This is a genomic window from Mitsuaria sp. BK037 (assembly GCF_014193045.1).
In the GTDB taxonomy this organism is placed as follows: Bacteria; Pseudomonadota; Gammaproteobacteria; order Burkholderiales; family Burkholderiaceae_C; genus Roseateles.
The window spans coordinates 1-16980 of record NZ_JACHYS010000006.1; the positions used below are offsets into that span (position 1 = coordinate 1).

Annotated in this window: 13 protein-coding genes, 1 tRNA gene and 1 pseudogene; 1 reads left to right on the forward strand and 14 read right to left on the reverse strand. The window is 63.8% G+C overall.

Going from position 1 to position 16980, the window contains the following annotated elements:
* The 4 genes from FHT37_RS24980 to rpsL all read right to left on the reverse strand — a co-directional run.
* Positions 1 to 107: GTP-binding protein (locus FHT37_RS24980; protein ID WP_038204084.1), on the reverse strand; the 107-nt coding region annotated here is incomplete at its 3' end.
* Positions 108 to 265: 158 nt separating this feature from the next.
* Positions 266 to 2368 carry an elongation factor G gene (gene fusA, locus FHT37_RS24985; protein ID WP_091728094.1) on the reverse strand — a complete coding sequence of 701 codons (2103 nt, stop codon included), beginning with the start codon at positions 2366 to 2368 and terminating at the stop codon, positions 266 to 268.
* 69 nt (positions 2369 to 2437) lie between these two features.
* Positions 2438 to 2908: a 30S ribosomal protein S7 gene (gene rpsG / locus FHT37_RS24990; protein ID WP_091728098.1), complete on the reverse strand. Its 471-nt coding sequence runs from the start codon at positions 2906 to 2908 to the stop codon at positions 2438 to 2440.
* Between the two features lie 154 nt (positions 2909 to 3062).
* Entirely contained in the window at positions 3063 to 3440 is a 378-nt protein-coding gene (gene rpsL, locus FHT37_RS24995; protein WP_091728101.1) for a 30S ribosomal protein S12, read from the reverse strand.
* A 234-nt stretch (positions 3441 to 3674) separates the two neighbouring features.
* On the opposite strand from rpsL, the gene FHT37_RS25000 reads away from it, so the two are divergent.
* Positions 3675 to 4166: a putative toxin-antitoxin system toxin component, PIN family gene (locus FHT37_RS25000; RefSeq protein WP_183485973.1), complete on the forward strand. Its 492-nt coding sequence runs from the start codon at positions 3675 to 3677 to the stop codon at positions 4164 to 4166.
* A gap of 123 nt (positions 4167 to 4289) precedes the next feature.
* Here the strand turns inward: FHT37_RS25000 and rpoC are convergent, their stop codons facing one another.
* From rpoC to FHT37_RS25050, 10 genes and pseudogenes are all read right to left on the reverse strand, one after another.
* On the reverse strand, positions 4290 to 8513 hold the full coding sequence (gene rpoC, locus FHT37_RS25005) for a DNA-directed RNA polymerase subunit beta' (protein ID WP_091728111.1): 4224 nt from the start codon (positions 8511 to 8513) through the stop codon (positions 4290 to 4292).
* Positions 8514 to 8531: 18 nt separating this feature from the next.
* Positions 8532 to 12653: a DNA-directed RNA polymerase subunit beta gene (gene rpoB, locus FHT37_RS25010; protein WP_091728114.1), complete on the reverse strand. Its 4122-nt coding sequence runs from the start codon at positions 12651 to 12653 to the stop codon at positions 8532 to 8534.
* 379 nt (positions 12654 to 13032) lie between these two features.
* Positions 13033 to 13413, reverse strand: coding sequence for a 50S ribosomal protein L7/L12 (gene rplL, locus FHT37_RS25015; protein WP_091728117.1), 381 nt, complete (start codon positions 13411 to 13413; stop codon positions 13033 to 13035).
* Between the two features lie 49 nt (positions 13414 to 13462).
* The gene (gene rplJ / locus FHT37_RS25020) at positions 13463 to 13990 is read right to left on the reverse strand and encodes a 50S ribosomal protein L10 (protein WP_091728120.1); all 528 of its coding nucleotides are present in this window, start codon (positions 13988 to 13990) and stop codon (positions 13463 to 13465) included.
* Between the two features lie 287 nt (positions 13991 to 14277).
* A complete protein-coding gene (rplA, locus tag FHT37_RS25025) occupies positions 14278 to 14985 on the reverse strand; it encodes a 50S ribosomal protein L1 (protein ID WP_091728122.1) in 708 nt (235 codons plus the stop codon).
* A 1-nt stretch (position 14986) separates the two neighbouring features.
* Positions 14987 to 15418, reverse strand: a complete 432-nt coding sequence (gene rplK / locus FHT37_RS25030; RefSeq protein ID WP_091728125.1) for a 50S ribosomal protein L11 — start codon at positions 15416 to 15418, stop codon at positions 14987 to 14989.
* A gap of 218 nt (positions 15419 to 15636) precedes the next feature.
* Positions 15637 to 16221, reverse strand: a complete 585-nt coding sequence (gene nusG, locus FHT37_RS25035) for a transcription termination/antitermination protein NusG (RefSeq protein WP_091731642.1) — start codon at positions 16219 to 16221, stop codon at positions 15637 to 15639.
* Positions 16222 to 16243: 22 nt separating this feature from the next.
* Positions 16244 to 16627 carry a preprotein translocase subunit SecE gene (gene secE / locus FHT37_RS25040; RefSeq protein ID WP_091728126.1) on the reverse strand — a complete coding sequence of 128 codons (384 nt, stop codon included), beginning with the start codon at positions 16625 to 16627 and terminating at the stop codon, positions 16244 to 16246.
* Between the two features lie 146 nt (positions 16628 to 16773).
* A tRNA-Trp gene (locus FHT37_RS25045) sits at positions 16774 to 16849 on the reverse strand.
* 17 nt (positions 16850 to 16866) lie between these two features.
* Positions 16867 to 16980: pseudogene (locus FHT37_RS25050) on the reverse strand (elongation factor Tu); the annotation flags it as partial.

The following is a 16980-nucleotide window of genomic DNA, read 5'->3' on the forward strand; positions in this document are numbered from 1 at the left end:
AGCACGGTCGCGATCGCGGCCGTCAGCGTCGTCTTGCCGTGGTCAACGTGACCAATCGTGCCCACGTTCACGTGCGGCTTGGTACGTTCAAACTTACCCTTTGCCATTTCAATTCTCCAAAAAGAGCATTCGCCCGGTCTGTTGGTTTAGCGTTTCCGCAGCATCCTGATTCCCCGGCGACCGGCAACCGAGGGGACTTGCTGCGAAGACGAATCGATGATCGAGAAACAGATGAGCCGGCGCTCGAGAGCACCGGCTCAGTTCATCACTTCGCGCGAGCGGTGATGATCGCGTCGGCGACGTTCTTCGGAGCTTCGCTGTAGTGCTTGAACTCCATCGTGTACGTCGCGCGGCCTTGCGTGGCCGAACGCAGCGAGGTCGAGTAGCCGAACATCTCGGACAGCGGCACTTCCGCCTTGATGATCTTGCCACCGCCGACCATGTCGTCCATGCCCTGCACCATGCCGCGACGGCTGGACAGGTCGCCCATCACCGTACCAGCATAGTCTTCCGGCGTTTCGACTTCCACGGCCATCATCGGCTCGAGGATGACCGGGCTGGCGCGACGGCAGGCTTCCTTGAAGCCCATCGAGGCGGCCATCTTGAACGCGTTTTCGTTCGAGTCCACGTCGTGGTACGAACCGAAGGTCAGCGTGACCTTCACGTCCACGACCGGGTAACCCGCCAGCACGCCGTTCGGCAGGCTGTCGATGACACCCTTTTCCACCGCGGGGATGAACTCGCGAGGAACCACGCCGCCCTTGATGGCGTCGACGAATTCGAAGCCCTTGCCGGCTTCCTGCGGCTCGACCGAGAACACGACGTGACCGTACTGGCCCTTGCCGCCCGACTGACGCACGAACTTGCCTTCGACGTCGGTGACCGACTTGCGGATCGTTTCGCGGTAGGCCACCTGCGGCTTGCCGACGTTCGCTTCCACGCCGAATTCACGCTTCATGCGGTCGACGATGATTTCCAGGTGCAGCTCGCCCATGCCGGAAATGATGGTCTGGCCGGACTCTTCGTCGGTGCGCAGGCGGAAGGACGGATCTTCGGCAGCCAGACGGCCCAGCGCGATACCCATCTTTTCCTGGTCGGCCTTGGTCTTGGGCTCGACGGCCTGCGAGATCACCGGCTCCGGGAAGACCATGCGCTCGAGCGTGATGATGCTGTCCGGATCGCACAGGGTTTCGCCCGTGGTGACGTCCTTCAGGCCCACGCAGGCCGCGATGTCGCCCGCCAGAATTTCCTTGATTTCCTCACGCTGGTTGGCGTGCATCTGCAGGATCCGGCCGATGCGCTCCTTCTTGCCGCGCACCGGGTTGTAGACGGTCGCGCCCGACTGCAGCACGCCCGAATACACCCGCACGAAGGTCAGCTGACCCACATACGGGTCGGTCATCAGCTTGAAGGCCAGCGCCGAGAACTTCTCTTCGTCGGTACGCTGACGCGTGACCGGCTGGTCGTCTTCATCGGTGCCGGCAACCGGCGGAATGTCCAGCGGCGAGGGCAGGAAGTCGATGACGGCGTCCAGCATGCGCTGCACGCCCTTGTTCTTGAAGGCGGTGCCGCACAGCATCGGCTGGATCTCGGTCGCGATCGTGCGCTTGCGGATCGCCACCTTGATCTCTTCCTCGGTCAGGTCGCCCGTCTCGAGGTACTTGTTCATCAGCTCTTCGGTGGCTTCGGCTGCGGCCTCAACCATCTTCTCGCGCCATTCCTGAGCGACCTCGACCAGGTCGGCCGGGATGTCTTCGAAGGTGAACTTCATGCCCTGGGAAGCCTCGTCCCAGATGATGGCCTTCATCTTGAAGAGGTCCACCACGCCCTTGAAGTTCTCTTCCGCGCCGATGGGGATCACCACGGGCACCGGGTTGGCCTTCAGGCGGGTCTTCATCTGGTCGACGACCTTGAAGAAGTTCGCGCCGGTGCGGTCCATCTTGTTGACGAACGCGAGGCGGGGCACCTTGTACTTGTTGGCCTGGCGCCAGACGGTTTCCGACTGGGGCTGCACGCCACCGACGGCGCAATAGACCATGCATGCGCCGTCCAGGACACGCATCGAGCGCTCGACTTCAATGGTGAAGTCCACGTGCCCGGGGGTGTCGATGATGTTGAAGCGGTGCTCGGGGTAGGACATGTCCATGCCCTTCCAGAAGCAGGTCGTCGCGGCCGACGTGATCGTGATGCCGCGCTCTTGCTCCTGCTCCATCCAGTCCATCGTGGCGGCGCCGTCGTGCACTTCACCGATCTTGTGGTTCACACCGGTGTAGTACAGGATGCGTTCGGTCGTCGTGGTCTTACCGGCATCGATGTGCGCCGAGATACCGATATTGCGGTAGCGCTCGATGGGGGTCTTGCGGGACATGGTGTCACTCCAAATGCATGGAGCCGCCATCGGGTCAGTAGTAACCCGAGGCGGCCAGAGAGGTCTTGATTAGAAGCGGAAGTGCGAGAACGCCTTGTTGGCGTCTGCCATGCGGTGGACTTCGTCGCGCTTCTTCATCGCGCCACCACGGCCTTCGGAGGCCTCCAGCAGTTCGTTGGCCAGACGTTGGGCCATCGACTTCTCACCACGCTTGCGCGCGGATTCCTTCAGCCAGCGCATGGCGAGGGCCAGACGGCGGACGGGGCGAACTTCCACGGGAACTTGGTAGTTCGCACCGCCAACGCGACGGGACTTCACTTCGACCATGGGCTTCACGTTGTTGATCGCGATCATGAAGACCTCGAGCGGATCCTTGCCGGACTTCTGCTCGACTTGCTCCAGGGCGCCGTAAATGATGCGCTCTGCGACGGCCTTCTTGCCCGATTCCATGATGACGTTCATGAACTTGGACAGATCAACGCTACCGAACTTCGGGTCCGGCAGGATCTCGCGCTTGGGTACTTCGCGACGACGTGGCATGGGATTCTTCCTTCAATGCTTCAGTTGGTCAGGGCTCTCGCCCCGCCGCGGATCTCCACCGACATCTGGGGGGATCCACTTACTCGGCTGCCGGTGCACCTGCACTCGGGCCGCAAAAATTCGATGACCTCTCGGCCACCAAGACCTGGGCTGATTAAGCCTTCTTCGGACGCTTGGCGCCGTACTTCGAACGCGCTTGCTTGCGGTCCTTCACGCCCTGCAGGTCCAGCGAACCGCGGACGATGTGGTAACGCACGCCCGGCAAGTCCTTGACACGACCGCCGCGCACGAGCACGACGCTGTGTTCCTGCAGGTTGTGACCTTCACCGCCGATGTACGAGATGACCTCGAAACCGTTGGTCAGGCGCACCTTGGCGACCTTACGAAGCGCCGAGTTCGGCTTCTTCGGGGTGGTGGTGTACACGCGGGTGCAGACGCCACGACGTTGCGGGCACGACTGCATGGCCGGCGACTTGGATTTCGTCACCTCGGTCTCACGACCGTGGCGAACGAGCTGATTGATGGTTGGCATAAGTAACTTGTTCCCGTTTGAAGTCACAACCCCAGCGCATCCTGGCCTTGTGGCACCGCGTCAGATCGAGGCGTTCCACAAGCGACAAAAGCGCAGCACCTTGCGGCACCACGCTCGGATCAACCCCGGATCCGGTTCGAAACCTGGACCCCGGACGCATCAAGACATGCTGGAGAGCCGGCGATTGTAGGCGAGTTCAGTGAAATCGCACAAGGCGCTATGCTGCCGGACCCTATGACCGACGCTGTCTCCATCGCCCTTCCGCCGCTTCCGGACAACACGGCCGCCGCCGGTCGACTGGTCATCCTGGACACGCAGGTCGTCATGGACTGGCTGGTGTTCGATGAGCCCACCCTGTTGCCGCTCATCGCCGCAGTGGAGAGCCGGCACTTACATTGGGTCGCCACGGCGGCGATGAAGGCGGAGCTGCTGCACGTGATCGGGCGGGGCGTCGCGGCCCGCTATTCACCGGACCTCCAGCGCGTGGAGATGGCTTTCACGCAACATTGCCGATTCGTCGAGGAGCCCTCCTTGAGCATCGCGCGCCCCCGATGCAGCGACACCGACGACCAGAAATTCATTGATCTTGGCCTGGCACTCGCCGCGACGGCACCGACCTGGCTGATCTCGCGTGATCGCGCCGTGTTGAAGGTGGCCAAGCGAGCCGCCCGGCTTGGACTGCCCATCCTCTCGCCAGCCGCCTGGCTGAAGCAGAACGCTGGATGAGCCTCGCGGCGTGGACGCTGGGCGCCCGCGCCACGATGCGGGCAATGAAAAAGGCTGCCGCCCTTGCGGGACGGCAGCCTTCGGATGGTCGAGCCGCGGATGGCTCGACCCGGGTCGCTTCGATTACTCGCCAGTGCCGGCGTCGCTGGCCGCGTCGAGCGCGGACAGTTGCACCGCCGCCATTTCCTCGGCTTCCTGCATGGCGATGGAGCGGCGCTCGGCGTCGTCCATCTCTTCCTTGGCGCGGCGCGCCTGGTGGAAGGCCATGCCGGTACCGGCCGGGATCAGACGACCGACGATCACGTTCTCCTTCAGGCCACGCAGTTCGTCGCGCTTGCCCATGATCGCGGCTTCGGTCAGCACGCGGGTCGTTTCCTGGAACGACGCCGCGGAGATGAACGAGTCCGTCGACAGCGAGGCCTTCGTGATGCCCAGCAGCACATCAGCGTGCGTGGCGATCATCTTGCCCTCGCCGCGCAGGCGGTCGTTGGTGTCCAGCAGCTCCGAACGCTCGACCTGTTCGCCGGCGATGTAGGACGAGTCGCCCGGGTTGACGATCTGCACGCGGCGCAGCATCTGGCGAACGATCACCTCGATGTGCTTGTCGTTGATCTTCACGCCCTGCAGACGGTAGACGTCCTGCACTTCATCGACGATGTAGCGCGCCAGTTCCTCGATGCCCAGCAGGCGCAGGATGTCCTGCGGATCGGCCGGGCCGTCGACCACGAGTTCGCCGCGGTTCACCACCTGGCCTTCGTGCACCAGGATGTTCTTTTCCTTGGGCACCAGCAGCTCGTGCTTGCGGCCTTCCGGATCGGTGATCTCCAGGCGGACCTTGCCCTTGGTCTCCTTGCCGAACGAGACCGTGCCGGTCTGCTCCGCCAGGAAGCCGGCGTCCTTCGGCGAACGGGCTTCGAAGAGTTCCGCCACCCGCGGCAGACCGCCGGTGATGTCGCGAGTCTTCTGGCCTTCCACCGGGATACGCGCCAGCACTTCGCCCGGAGCGAGCTCCTGACCATCGCGCACCTGGATCAGCGCGCCGACCTGGAAGCCGATCGTCACCGAGTGATCGGTGCCGGGGATCTTCACTTCCTGGCCGTTGGCGTCCAGCAGCTTGACCTGCGGACGGACCACCTTGGCGGCACCGCGACGCTTCGGGTCGATCACGACCAGCGTGGACAGGCCCGTCACCTCGTCGACCTGCTTGGCCACGGTGACACCTTCCTCGACGTTCTCGAACTTCGCCTGGCCGGCGAATTCCGTGATGATCGGGCGGGTCAGCGGGTCCCAGGTCGCCAGGATCGTGCCGGCCTTGATGGTCTGGTCGACCTTGATGTTCAGCAGGGCGCCGTACGGCACCTTGTGACGCTCGCGCTCGCGGCCATGCGGGTCGGTGATGATGATTTCGCCGGAACGCGAGATCACCACCAGTTCGCCCTTGCCGTTCGTGACGTAGCGCATCGTGGCATTGAAGCCGATGATGCCGTCCGACTTGGCTTCGACGCTGGAGGCCACCGCCGCGCGCGACGCCGCGCCACCGATGTGGAAGGTCCGCATCGTCAGCTGCGTGCCGGGCTCACCGATCGACTGGGCGGCGATGACGCCGACCGCTTCGCCGGTGTTGACCATGCCGCCGCGACCCAGGTCACGGCCGTAGCACTTGGCGCACAGGCCGAAACGCGTGCCGCAGGTCAGCGGCGTGCGGACCTTGACCTCGTCGACGCCGGCCGCTTCCAGCACATCCAGCGTGTCCTCGTCCAGCATGTTGCCGGCGACCAGCAGGGTGGCTTGCGTTTCGGGGTGCACGACATCAATGGCTGCCACGCGGCCCAGGATGCGGTCGCGCAGCGATTCGATCACCTCGCCGCCTTCGACCAGCGCGCGCATGTGGATGCCGTTGTCGGTGCCGCAATCGGACTCGGTCACGACCAGATCCTGCGTCACGTCGACCAGACGACGCGTCAGGTAGCCGGAGTTCGCGGTCTTCAGCGCCGTGTCCGCCAGGCCCTTACGAGCACCGTGGGTGGAGATGAAGTACTGCAGAACGTTCAGGCCTTCGCGGAAGTTCGCCGTGATCGGCGTCTCGATGATGGAGCCGTCCGGCTTCGCCATCAGGCCCCGCATGCCGGCCAGCTGACGGATCTGCGCCGCGGAACCCCGCGCGCCCGAGTCGGCCATCATGTAGATCGAGTTGAACGACTCCTGCTCGACTTCCTTGCCGTTGCGGTCGAGGATCTTCTCCTTCGACAGCTGCGACATCATGACCTTGCCGACTTCGTCACCGGTCTTGCCCCAGATGTCGACGACCTTGTTGTAGCGCTCGCCGGCGGTCACGAGACCCGAGACGTACTGCTGCTCGATCTCCTTGACTTCCTTCTCGGCGCGGTCGATCAGCTCGGCCTTCTGCTTGGGCACCAGCATGTCGTCGATGGCGATCGAGATGCCGGCGCGCGTGGCCAGCTTGAAACCGGACTGCAGCAGCTTGTCTGCCAGCACCACGGTTTCCTTCAGGCCGCACTTGCGGAAGGACGTGTTGATCAGGCGCGAGATTTCCTTCTTCTTCAGCGCCTTGTTGATGTTGCTGAACGGCAGGCCCTTCGGAAGGATCTCCGACAGCAGCGCGCGACCGACGGTCGTATCCACCAGCTTGGTCTCGGGGATCCACTCGCCCGTGTCCTTGTTCTTGGTGTACTCGGTCAGGCGGACGCTGATCTTGGCGGTGATCTCCACCGCGCCGTTCTCCAGCGCGCGGATCATCTCGGGGATGTCCGAGAAGACCATGCCCTCGCCCTTGCCGTTGGTGCGCTCGCGGGTCGCGTAGTACAGACCCAGCACCACGTCCTGCGACGGCACGATCGACGGCTCGCCCGAGGCCGGGAACAGCACGTTGTTCGAGGCCAGCATCAGCACGCGGGCTTCCATCTGCGCTTCGATCGACAGCGGCACGTGGACGGCCATCTGGTCACCGTCGAAGTCGGCGTTGAACGCCGCGCAGACCAGCGGGTGCAGCTGGATCGCCTTGCCTTCGATCAGCACCGGCTCGAACGCCTGGATGCCCAGGCGGTGCAGCGTCGGCGCGCGGTTCAGCAGGACCGGGTGCTCCTTGATGACCTCTTCCAGGATGTCCCAGACGACCGGGGTGCCGCTCTCGACTTCCTTCTTCGCCGCCTTGATCGTGGTGGCGATGCCCATCGCCTCCAGGCGCGAGAAGATGAAGGGCTTGAACAGCTCCAGCGCCATCAGCTTGGGCAGGCCGCACTGGTGCAGCTTGAGCGTCGGGCCCACGGTGATGACCGAACGGCCGGAGTAGTCGACGCGCTTGCCCAGCAGGTTTTGCCGGAAGCGACCGCTCTTGCCCTTGATCATGTCGGCCAGCGACTTCAGCGCGCGCTTGTTCGCGCCGGTCATGGCCTTGCCGCGGCGGCCGTTGTCCAGCAGCGAGTCGACGGCTTCCTGCAGCATGCGCTTTTCGTTGCGCACGATGATCTCAGGGGCCTTCAGCTCGAGCAGGCGGGCCAGGCGGTTGTTGCGGTTGATGACGCGGCGGTACAGGTCGTTCAGGTCCGACGTCGCGAAGCGGCCGCCGTCCAGCGGCACCAGCGGACGCAGGTCCGGCGGCAGCACCGGCAGCACTTCCAGCACCATCCAGTTCGGCTTGATGCCCGAGCGCTTGAAGGCCTCCATCACCTTCAGGCGCTTGGAGTTCTTCTTGATCTTCAGCTCGGAGCCGGTCATGTCGTTGCGCAGGCGGTCGATCTCGACGTCGAGATCCATTTCCGCCAGCAGCTTCTGGATGCCTTCGGCGCCCATCAGCGCGATGAACTCGTCACCGTACTCGACGCGCTTCGCGTCGTAGTCGTCCTCGGACATGATGCTGAACTTCTTCAGCGGGGTCATGCCCGGATCGACGACGACGTACGCCTCGAAGTACAGCACGCGCTCGATGTCGCGCAGCGTCATGTCGAGCACCAGGCCCAGACGCGACGGCAGCGACTTCAAGAACCAGATGTGCGCGCAAGGCGCGGCCAGCTCGATGTGGCCCATGCGCTCACGGCGCACCTTGGTCTGGGTGACTTCGACGCCGCACTTCTCGCAGATCACGCCGCGGTGCTTCAGGCGCTTGTACTTGCCGCACAGGCACTCGTAGTCCTTGATCGGGCCGAAGATCTTGGCGCAGAACAGGCCATCACGCTCCGGCTTGAAGGTCCGGTAGTTGATGGTCTCGGGCTTCTTCACCTCGCCGAACGACCACGAGCGGATCTTCTCGGGCGAGGCCAGCCCGATCTTGATCGCGTCGAAATGTTCGTCCGGGGTGAATTGCTTGAACAGGTCCAACAAACCCTTCATACGTTTCTCCTGTTCTCTTTAGTTGCGCTCGAGCTCGATGTCGATGCCCAGCGAACGGATTTCCTTCACCAGCACATTGAACGACTCGGGCATGCCGGCTTCGATCGAGTGCTCGCCCTTGACGATGGACTCGTACACCTTGGTCCGGCCATTCACGTCGTCGGACTTCACCGTCAGCATTTCCTGCAGGATGTACGAAGCGCCGTAGGCTTCCAGCGCCCACACTTCCATCTCGCCGAAACGCTGGCCGCCGAACTGCGCCTTGCCGCCCAGCGGCTGCTGGGTGACGAGCGAGTACGGGCCGGTCGAACGGGCGTGCATCTTGTCGTCCACCAGGTGGTGCAGCTTCAGCACGTGCATGTAGCCGATCGTGGTCGGACGCTCGAACTGCTCGCCGGTGCGGCCGTCATACAGGAAGGCCTGCGTGCGGCTGGGCGTGAGGCCCTTCTTCGCGGCGATGTCGTCCGGATAGGCCAGCTTCAGCATCGCGCGGATTTCCTGTTCCTTCGCGCCGTCGAAGACGGGGGTCGCGAAGGTGGCGCCGTGCTGCAGGTTGCGGGCCATGCCCAGCACTTCCTCATCGCTCAGCTGCGACAGGTCCTCGGACTTGCCGCCGTTCTGGTTGAACAGCTGGTCCATGAACTCGCGCAGCTCGGCCACGCGGGCCTCGCGCTGGAGCATGTCGCCGATGCGCTGGCCAATGCCCTTGCCGGCCCAGCCCAGGTGGACTTCCAGCACCTGACCCACGTTCATCCGCGACGGGACGCCCAGCGGGTTCAGCACGATGTCAGCGGGCGTGCCGTCGGCCATGTAGGGCATGTCCTCGATCGGGGTGATCTTGGACACGACACCCTTGTTGCCGTGACGGCCGGCCATCTTGTCGCCAGGCTGCAGGCGGCGCTTGACGGCCAGGTACACCTTGACCATCTTCAGCACGCCGGCGGGCAGCTCGTCGCCCTGCGTCAGCTTCTTGCGCTTCTCGTCGTAGGCGAGGTCGAAGCTGTGACGGGTCTGCTCCAGCGAGTTCTTGATCGATTCCAGCTGGTTGGCGATGTCGTCCTCGGCGGGACGAATGTCGAACCAGTGGAACTTCTCGACCTCGGCCAGGTAGTCCTTGGCGATGACGGTGCCCTTGGCAATCTTCTTCGGACCGCCGTTGGCGACCTTGCCCACCAGCAGCTTCTCGACGCGGTCGAACGCGTCGGCTTCCACGATGCGCAGTTGGTCGTTCAGGTCCAGGCGGAAACGCTTCAGTTCGTCGTCGATGATCTGCTGGGCGCGCTTGTCACGCTGGATGCCTTCACGGGTGAACACCTGCACGTCGATGACGGTGCCGTTGGTGCCCTGGTCCACGCGCAGCGACGTATCCTTCACGTCCGAAGCCTTCTCGCCGAAGATCGCGCGCAGCAGCTTCTCTTCCGGCGTCAGCGTGGTCTCGCCCTTGGGCGTGACCTTGCCGACCAGCACGTCGCCCGGGTTCACCTCGGCACCGATGTACACGATGCCGGATTCGTCCAGACGAGCCAGCTGCTGTTCGCTCAGGTTCGGGATGTCGCGGGTGATTTCCTCGGAGCCCAGCTTCGTGTCACGCGCCATGACCACCAGTTCCTCGATGTGGATCGAGGTGTAGCGGTCTTCGGCCACCACGCGTTCGGAGATCAGGATCGAGTCTTCGAAGTTGTAGCCGTTCCACGGCATGAACGCGACCAGCATGTTCTGGCCCAGAGCCAGTTCACCCAGGTCGGTCGAGGCACCGTCGGCGATGATGTCTTCCGCAGCGACGCGGTCGCCACGCTTGACGATGGGACGCTGATGGATGTTGGTGTTCTGGTTGCTACGCTGATACTTGATCAGGTTGTAGATGTCGACACCGACTTCACCGGCCACGGTCTCGTCGTCGTTCACGCGGATCACGATGCGGTTCGTGTCGACGTAATCGACCACGCCGCCGCGGCGCGCTGCCACCACCGTGCCCGAGTCCTTCGCGGCCACGCGCTCGACGCCCGTGCCCACGAAAGCCTTTTCCGGACGCAGGGTCGGAACGGCCTGACGCTGCATGTTGGCGCCCATCAGCGCGCGGTTCGCGTCGTCGTGCTCGAGGAACGGCACCAGCGAGGCCGCCACCGACACGATCTGCGTCGGCGCCACGTCCATGTACTGGATGCGTTCGGGCGAGGTCAGCACCGATTCGCCGTTCTCACGCGCGGAGACCAGCTCGTCGACCAGTTGGCCGGCATCGTTCAGCGACGCGTTCGCCTGGGCGATCACATACTTGCCTTCCTCGATGGCGGACAGGTAGTCGATCTGGTCGGTGACCTTCGAGTCGACCACGCGGCGGTACGGCGTCTCCAGGAAGCCGTACTCGTTCAGGCGCGCATACAGCGCCAGCGAGTTGATCAGACCGATGTTCGGGCCTTCCGGCGTTTCGATCGGGCAGACGCGGCCGTAGTGGGTCGGGTGCACGTCGCGGACTTCGAAGCCGGCGCGCTCGCGGGTCAGGCCGCCCGGGCCCAGGGCCGAGACACGACGCTTGTGCGTGATCTCGGACAGCGGGTTGGTCTGGTCCATGAACTGCGACAGCTGCGACGCACCGAAGAACTCCTTCAGCGCCGCGGAGATCGGCTTGGAGTTGATCAGGTCGTGCGGCATCAGGGCTTCGGTCTCGGCCTGGCCCAGACGCTCCTTGACGGCCTTCTCGATACGGGCCAGACCCGAGCGGTACTGGTTCTCGGCCAGCTCGCCGACGCAGCGCACGCGGCGGTTGCCCAGGTGGTCGATGTCATCGACCTCGCCACGGCCATTGCGCAGCTCGACCAGGATCTTGACAACGTCCAGGATGTCTTCGTTCGACAGGGTCATCGCACCGGTCGGGATGTCGCGGCCCACGCGGGCGTTGAACTTCATCCGGCCGACGCGCGACAGGTCGTACGTGTCGTCGCTGTAGAACAGGCGGTTGAACAGGGCCTCGACGGCGTCTTCCGTCGGCGGCTCGCCGGGGCGCATCATGCGATAGATCGCCACGCGCGCGGCCAGCTGGTCGGCGGTCTCGTCCGACGCCAGCGTCTGGCTGATGTACGCGCCTTCATCCAGCTCGTTCGTGAACAGGCACTGGATGTCCTTGATGCCGGCGCCGCGCAGCTTCTTCAGCAGCGAGTCGGTCAGCTCGTCATTGGCCTTGGCGATGATCTCGCCGGTGTCCGGGTCGACCATGTTCTTCGCCAGGACGCGGCCCAGCAGGAAGTCTTCCGGCACGGTCACGTGCTGCGTGCCGGACTGCTCCAGCTGGCGCACGTGGCGGGCGGTGATGCGCTTGTCCTTCTCGACCAGCACGTTGCCGCTCTTGTCGGTGATGTCGAAGCGCGCGACTTCCCCCTTCAGGCGTTCGGCCACGAACTCCATCTGGGCGCCCGAGTCCATCAGGCGGAAATTGTCGAAGACGAAGAAGTGCGCCAGGATCTGCTCGGGATTCAGGCCGATGGCCTTGAGCAGGATCGTGACCGGCATCTTGCGGCGGCGGTCGACGCGGAAGTACAGGATGTCCTTCGGGTCGAACTCGAAGTCCAGCCACGAGCCGCGATACGGAATGATGCGGGCCGAGAACAGCAGCTTGCCGGACGAGTGGGTCTTGCCCTTGTCGTGCTCGAAGAACACGCCGGGCGAGCGGTGCAGCTGCGAGACGATGACGCGCTCGGTGCCGTTGATGATGAACGAGCCGTAGTCGGTCATGAGCGGCACTTCGCCCATGTAGACCTCTTGCTCCTTGATCTCCTTGACCGTCTTGGGCTGGGGGCTTTCCCGGTCGTAGATGATCATCTGCAGCTTCGCGCGCACGGCGGCGGCGAAGGTCAGGCCGCGCTGCTGGCATTCGCGAACGTCGAACGGCGGCTTGGCGATGTTGAATTCGAGGAACTTCATTTCCACGAACCCGTTGTGCGACACGATCGGGAACGTGGACAGGAATGCCGCTTGCAGGCCTTCCGGTTTGCGCTTCAGGGGAGCGACATCCTTCTGCAGGAAGTCGACATACGACTCCTTCTGCATCGTCAGCAGGTACGGAACGTTGAGCACGCTCACGCGCTTGCCGAAGCTCTTGCGGATGCGCTTGCGCTCGGTGTAGCTGTAGGGGGTTGCTTGCGCCATAAAGACTCCGTGTCGAGCGCGCCCCTGGCCTGGAGGCGCGCTGCGTCGGCGACTGGCTGTTCGGGCGTTGCACCCGAAGCTTGGTGGTTGGCCACTACCAACCGCTGGCGGACAACCCCGGCCACCGGACGGCACGGAGGGCGTTGCACCCCACGCGTGACGCACGGCCAAACCGCGGCCCGACCAAACCGTTCTCTGCAGTCGGATCAGAGAACACTCGAAAGAACCGTGCATGATACCGCACGATGCTTTCGGTTGCTCTTTGTCAACCGGAACCGCACAGGGACAAACCCTGAAACGAGGAAAGGGGAGGTCCCATGGGACCACCCCTCTCGCGGATTGGAATCCGGTGAACGAGTCACCGGATCCCCACAAGGTCTTACTTGAGTTCGACCTTGGCGCCGGCTTCTTCCAGCTTCTTCTTGGCAGCTTCGGCGTCGGCCTTGGCAATGCCTTCCTTGACGGGCTTCGGAGCGCCGTCGACCAGGTCCTTGGCTTCCTTCAGGCCCAGGCCGGTGATTTCGCGAACGGCCTTGATGACCGAGACCTTGTTGGCGCCGGCGTCCGTCAGGACGACGTTGAACTCGGTCTTTTCTTCGGCGGCGGCAGCGCCACCAGCGGCAGCGCCGCCAGCAGCCGGAGCGGCCATCGAAGCGGCGGACACGCCGAACTTCTCTTCAATCGCCTTGACCAGGTCGTTCAGTTCCAGAACGGTCATGCTGTCCAGGGCAGCCAGGAAAGCGTCTTTGTCGAATGCCATGATAGGTTCCTAAATACAGAGTGTTTTGATTGCGCGAATGCAGCGTCGATCAGGCTGCGGCAGGAGCTTCTTCGGTAGCGGCTTCGGCGCCGCCACCCTTCTGCTGAGCCAGGGCAGCCAGCACGGCCGCGGTGCGTTGCACCGGCGACTTGAGCAGGCCGGCGATCTGCGACAGCAGGACTTCCTTGGTCGGGACAGCCGCCAGCGCCTTCACGCCGTTGACGTCCAGAGCCTTGCCGCCGTAGGCACCACCCTTGATGACGAGCTTGTCGTTGGTCTTGGCAAAGTCAGCGATGACTTTGGCAGCCGCGACAGCGTCTTCCGAAAAGCCGTAGATCAGCGGGCCGACCATGGCGTCCGTTGCAGCCTCGAACGAGGTGCCGGCGACAGCACGGCGAGCCAGGGTGTTCTTCAGGACATGAAGGTACACGCCTTGGGCACGCGCGGTGACGCGCAGCTTGTTCAGGGCTTCAACGGTGAGGCCACGGTACTCGGCCAGCGCCAGCGTCTGGGACTTGGCGGCTTGCGCTGCCACGTCGGACACGACGGCTGCTTTCTCGTTGCGATTGAGACTCAAGGTCTACTCCTCACATTACGCCCTCGATGCGACGGAGGTCCATCGCGTCTCGGGCACCGGAATCAGCGACCTTCTGTCAGGAACCCATCGCGACGAACGCGATTCGAATCCTTTCAGCGGGACCGCCATCTGCGCTGGCTGGAGGCCGGAGCCTCCGATTAAGCGAGCTCCCCGAACTGCGGAAACTCTCGCCAGCGGTCTTGGATGACCTGGCCGGGTTTCCCCGGCCAGCCCACCAATTCATCGGCGCACGCCAGACTCGCGTGACGCCTCAACTGAATAAAGCCTCAGGCGGCCGCTGCGGCGTTGATCGTGCCGACGTCCACGCGGGCGCCAACGCCCATCGTCGACGAGACAGCGATCTTGCGCAGGTAGATGCCCTTGCTCGAGGCCGGCTTGGCCTTGTTCAGGGCTTCGACCAGCGCGCGCAGGTTGCCTTCCAGCTTGTCGGTGTCGAACGAGCGACGGCCGATCGTGCCGTGGATGATGCCGGCCTTGTCGACGCGGAACTGGACCTGGCCAGCCTTGGCGTTCTTGACGGCGGTGGCGACGTCCGGGGTCACGGTGCCGACCTTCGGGTTCGGCATCAGGCCGCGCGGGCCCAGGATCTGACCCAGGGTACCGACGATGCGCATCGTGTCCGGCGAGGCGATCACGACGTCGAAGGGCATGTCGCCCGCCTTGACGCGCTCAGCCAGGTCTTCCATGCCGACGACGTCGGCGCCGGCGGCCTTGGCTTCTTCAGCCTTGGCGCCTTGGGCGAACACGGCGACGCGCTTGGTCTTGCCGATGCCGTTGGGCATCACGACGGCGCCACGGACCACCTGGTCCGACTTCTTCGCGTCGACGCCGAGTTGGATCGACACATCGATGGCTTCATCGAACTTGGCGGTGGCGCATTCCTTGACGAGGTTGATCGCCTCGGTCAGCGCGTACAGCTTGGTCGATTCGACCTTGCCCTGCAGGGCTTGTTGACGCTTGGTCAGCTTGGCCATGTCAGACACCCTCCACGATGATGCCCATCGAACGGGCGGAGCCGGCGATGGTACGGACAGCGGCATCCATGTCGGCGGCCGTCAGGTCCTTCTGCTTGGTCTTGGCGATCTCTTCCAGCTGGGCGCGGGTCAGCTTGCCGACCTTGTCCAGATGGGGGCGCTGCGAGCCCTTGTCGATCTTGGCAGCCTTCTTCAGCAGCACGGTCGCCGGGGGCGACTTGATGATGAAGGTGAAGCTCTTGTCCGCGAAGGCGGTGATCACGACGGGCAGCTTGAGGCCCGGCTCATAGCTCTGCGTCTGGGCGTTGAACGCCTTGCAGAATTCCATGATGTTCAGACCACGCTGACCCAGCGCGGGACCGACCGGAGGCGACGGATTCGCCTTGCCAGCCGGGATTTGCAGCTTGATGTAGCCGACAATCTTCTTGGCCATGTTTTCTCCTGATGGCGACACGACGGCCACGCCGTTTCGCCTGAGTGCTAGCGCGAGGGGCTGGTCCGGAAGACGTACCCTCGCTCCTCTTGTCCGCTTCTCGTTGCGGACTGGTCACGGAAGGTTGCGCCGGCTTTCGCCGTCGAGCACCTTCGGGCTCTTGTTCATTGGGCGGAATGACGAATGGCGGCCCGAGCCGCCATGCCATTCACCGCCGATCAGACCTTCTCGACCTGGGCGAAGTCCAGCTCGACGGGGGTCGCACGACCGAAGATCGTGACCGAGACGCGCAGCTTCGACTTGTCGTAGTTGACTTCCTCGATGCTGCCGTTGAAGTCGGTGAACGGACCTTCCTTGACGCGGACGATCTCGCCGACGATCCATTCCACCTTCGGCTTGGGCTTGTCGACGCCCTCTTGCATCTGGTTGACGATCTTCATGACCTCGGCTTCCGAGATCGGCGCCGGGCGGTTCTTCGCACCACCGACAAAGCCGGTGACCTTGGACGTGTGCTTGACCAGATGCCAGCTGTCGTCGTCCATCACCATCTCGACCAGCACGTACCCGGGGAAGAAGCGACGCTCGGTCACGGCCTTCTTGCCGTTCTTCAGCTCGACGACTTCCTCGGTCGGCACCAGGATGCGACCGAACTTGTCCTGCATGCCGGCGCGGTCGATGCGCTCACGCAGGTTGCGCTCCACCGCCTTTTCCATGCCGGAATAGGCGTGCACGACATACCAGCGCTTGGCCGGGCCAGCGGGCGCGGTCGACTCGGTCGCAACGACGTTTTGATCTTCGCTCATCTTGGTCCCCATCCGTTCCCGCTCAGCGCTTCCAACCCAGGATCAGGTCGTACAGCACCCACTCCAGCGTCTTGTCGGTGAACCACAGGAAGAGCGCCATCACCACGACGAAGGCGAACACATACAACGTCATCTGGCCAGCTTCCTTGCGGGTCGGCCAGACCACCTTGCCCACTTCCTTGATCGAGTCCTGGCCATAGGCAATCAGCGACTTGCCGGACTCCGACGTGAAGAACGCCCCCACGGCCGCAGCCAGCAACGCGAGCAGGGCACCCCACTGCACCCACGGACCTTGCTTGCTCAGCGCGTAGAAGGCGACGATCGCGGCCACCAGCAGCAGCACGGCGCCAGCCAGCTTGACCTTGTCGGCGCCCGTCGTGACGGTTTCGACTTGAGGATTGGACATTGAACTCACTTCCGTCGCGGCTCAGCGCCGCGACATTTGTTCGCCTGGAACATTCCAGCCGAACCCACCAGCAGCAAAGCCCGCCGAGATGACTCCCGCGGGCTTGGCGCGACCACTAGGACCAACGTTCGCTTATCGCTGATCGTTGGCAGGGGCAGAGGGTCTCGAACCCCCAACCTTCGGTTTTGGAGACCGACGCTCTGCCAATTGAGCTATGCCCCTGTGGCCTTTGACTTGAATTACTCGATGATCGTCGCGACGACGCCCGAGCCGACGGTACGACCGCCTTCACGGATGGCGAAGCGCAGACCTTCTTCCATGGCGATCGGGGCGATCAGCTTCACGGTGATGCT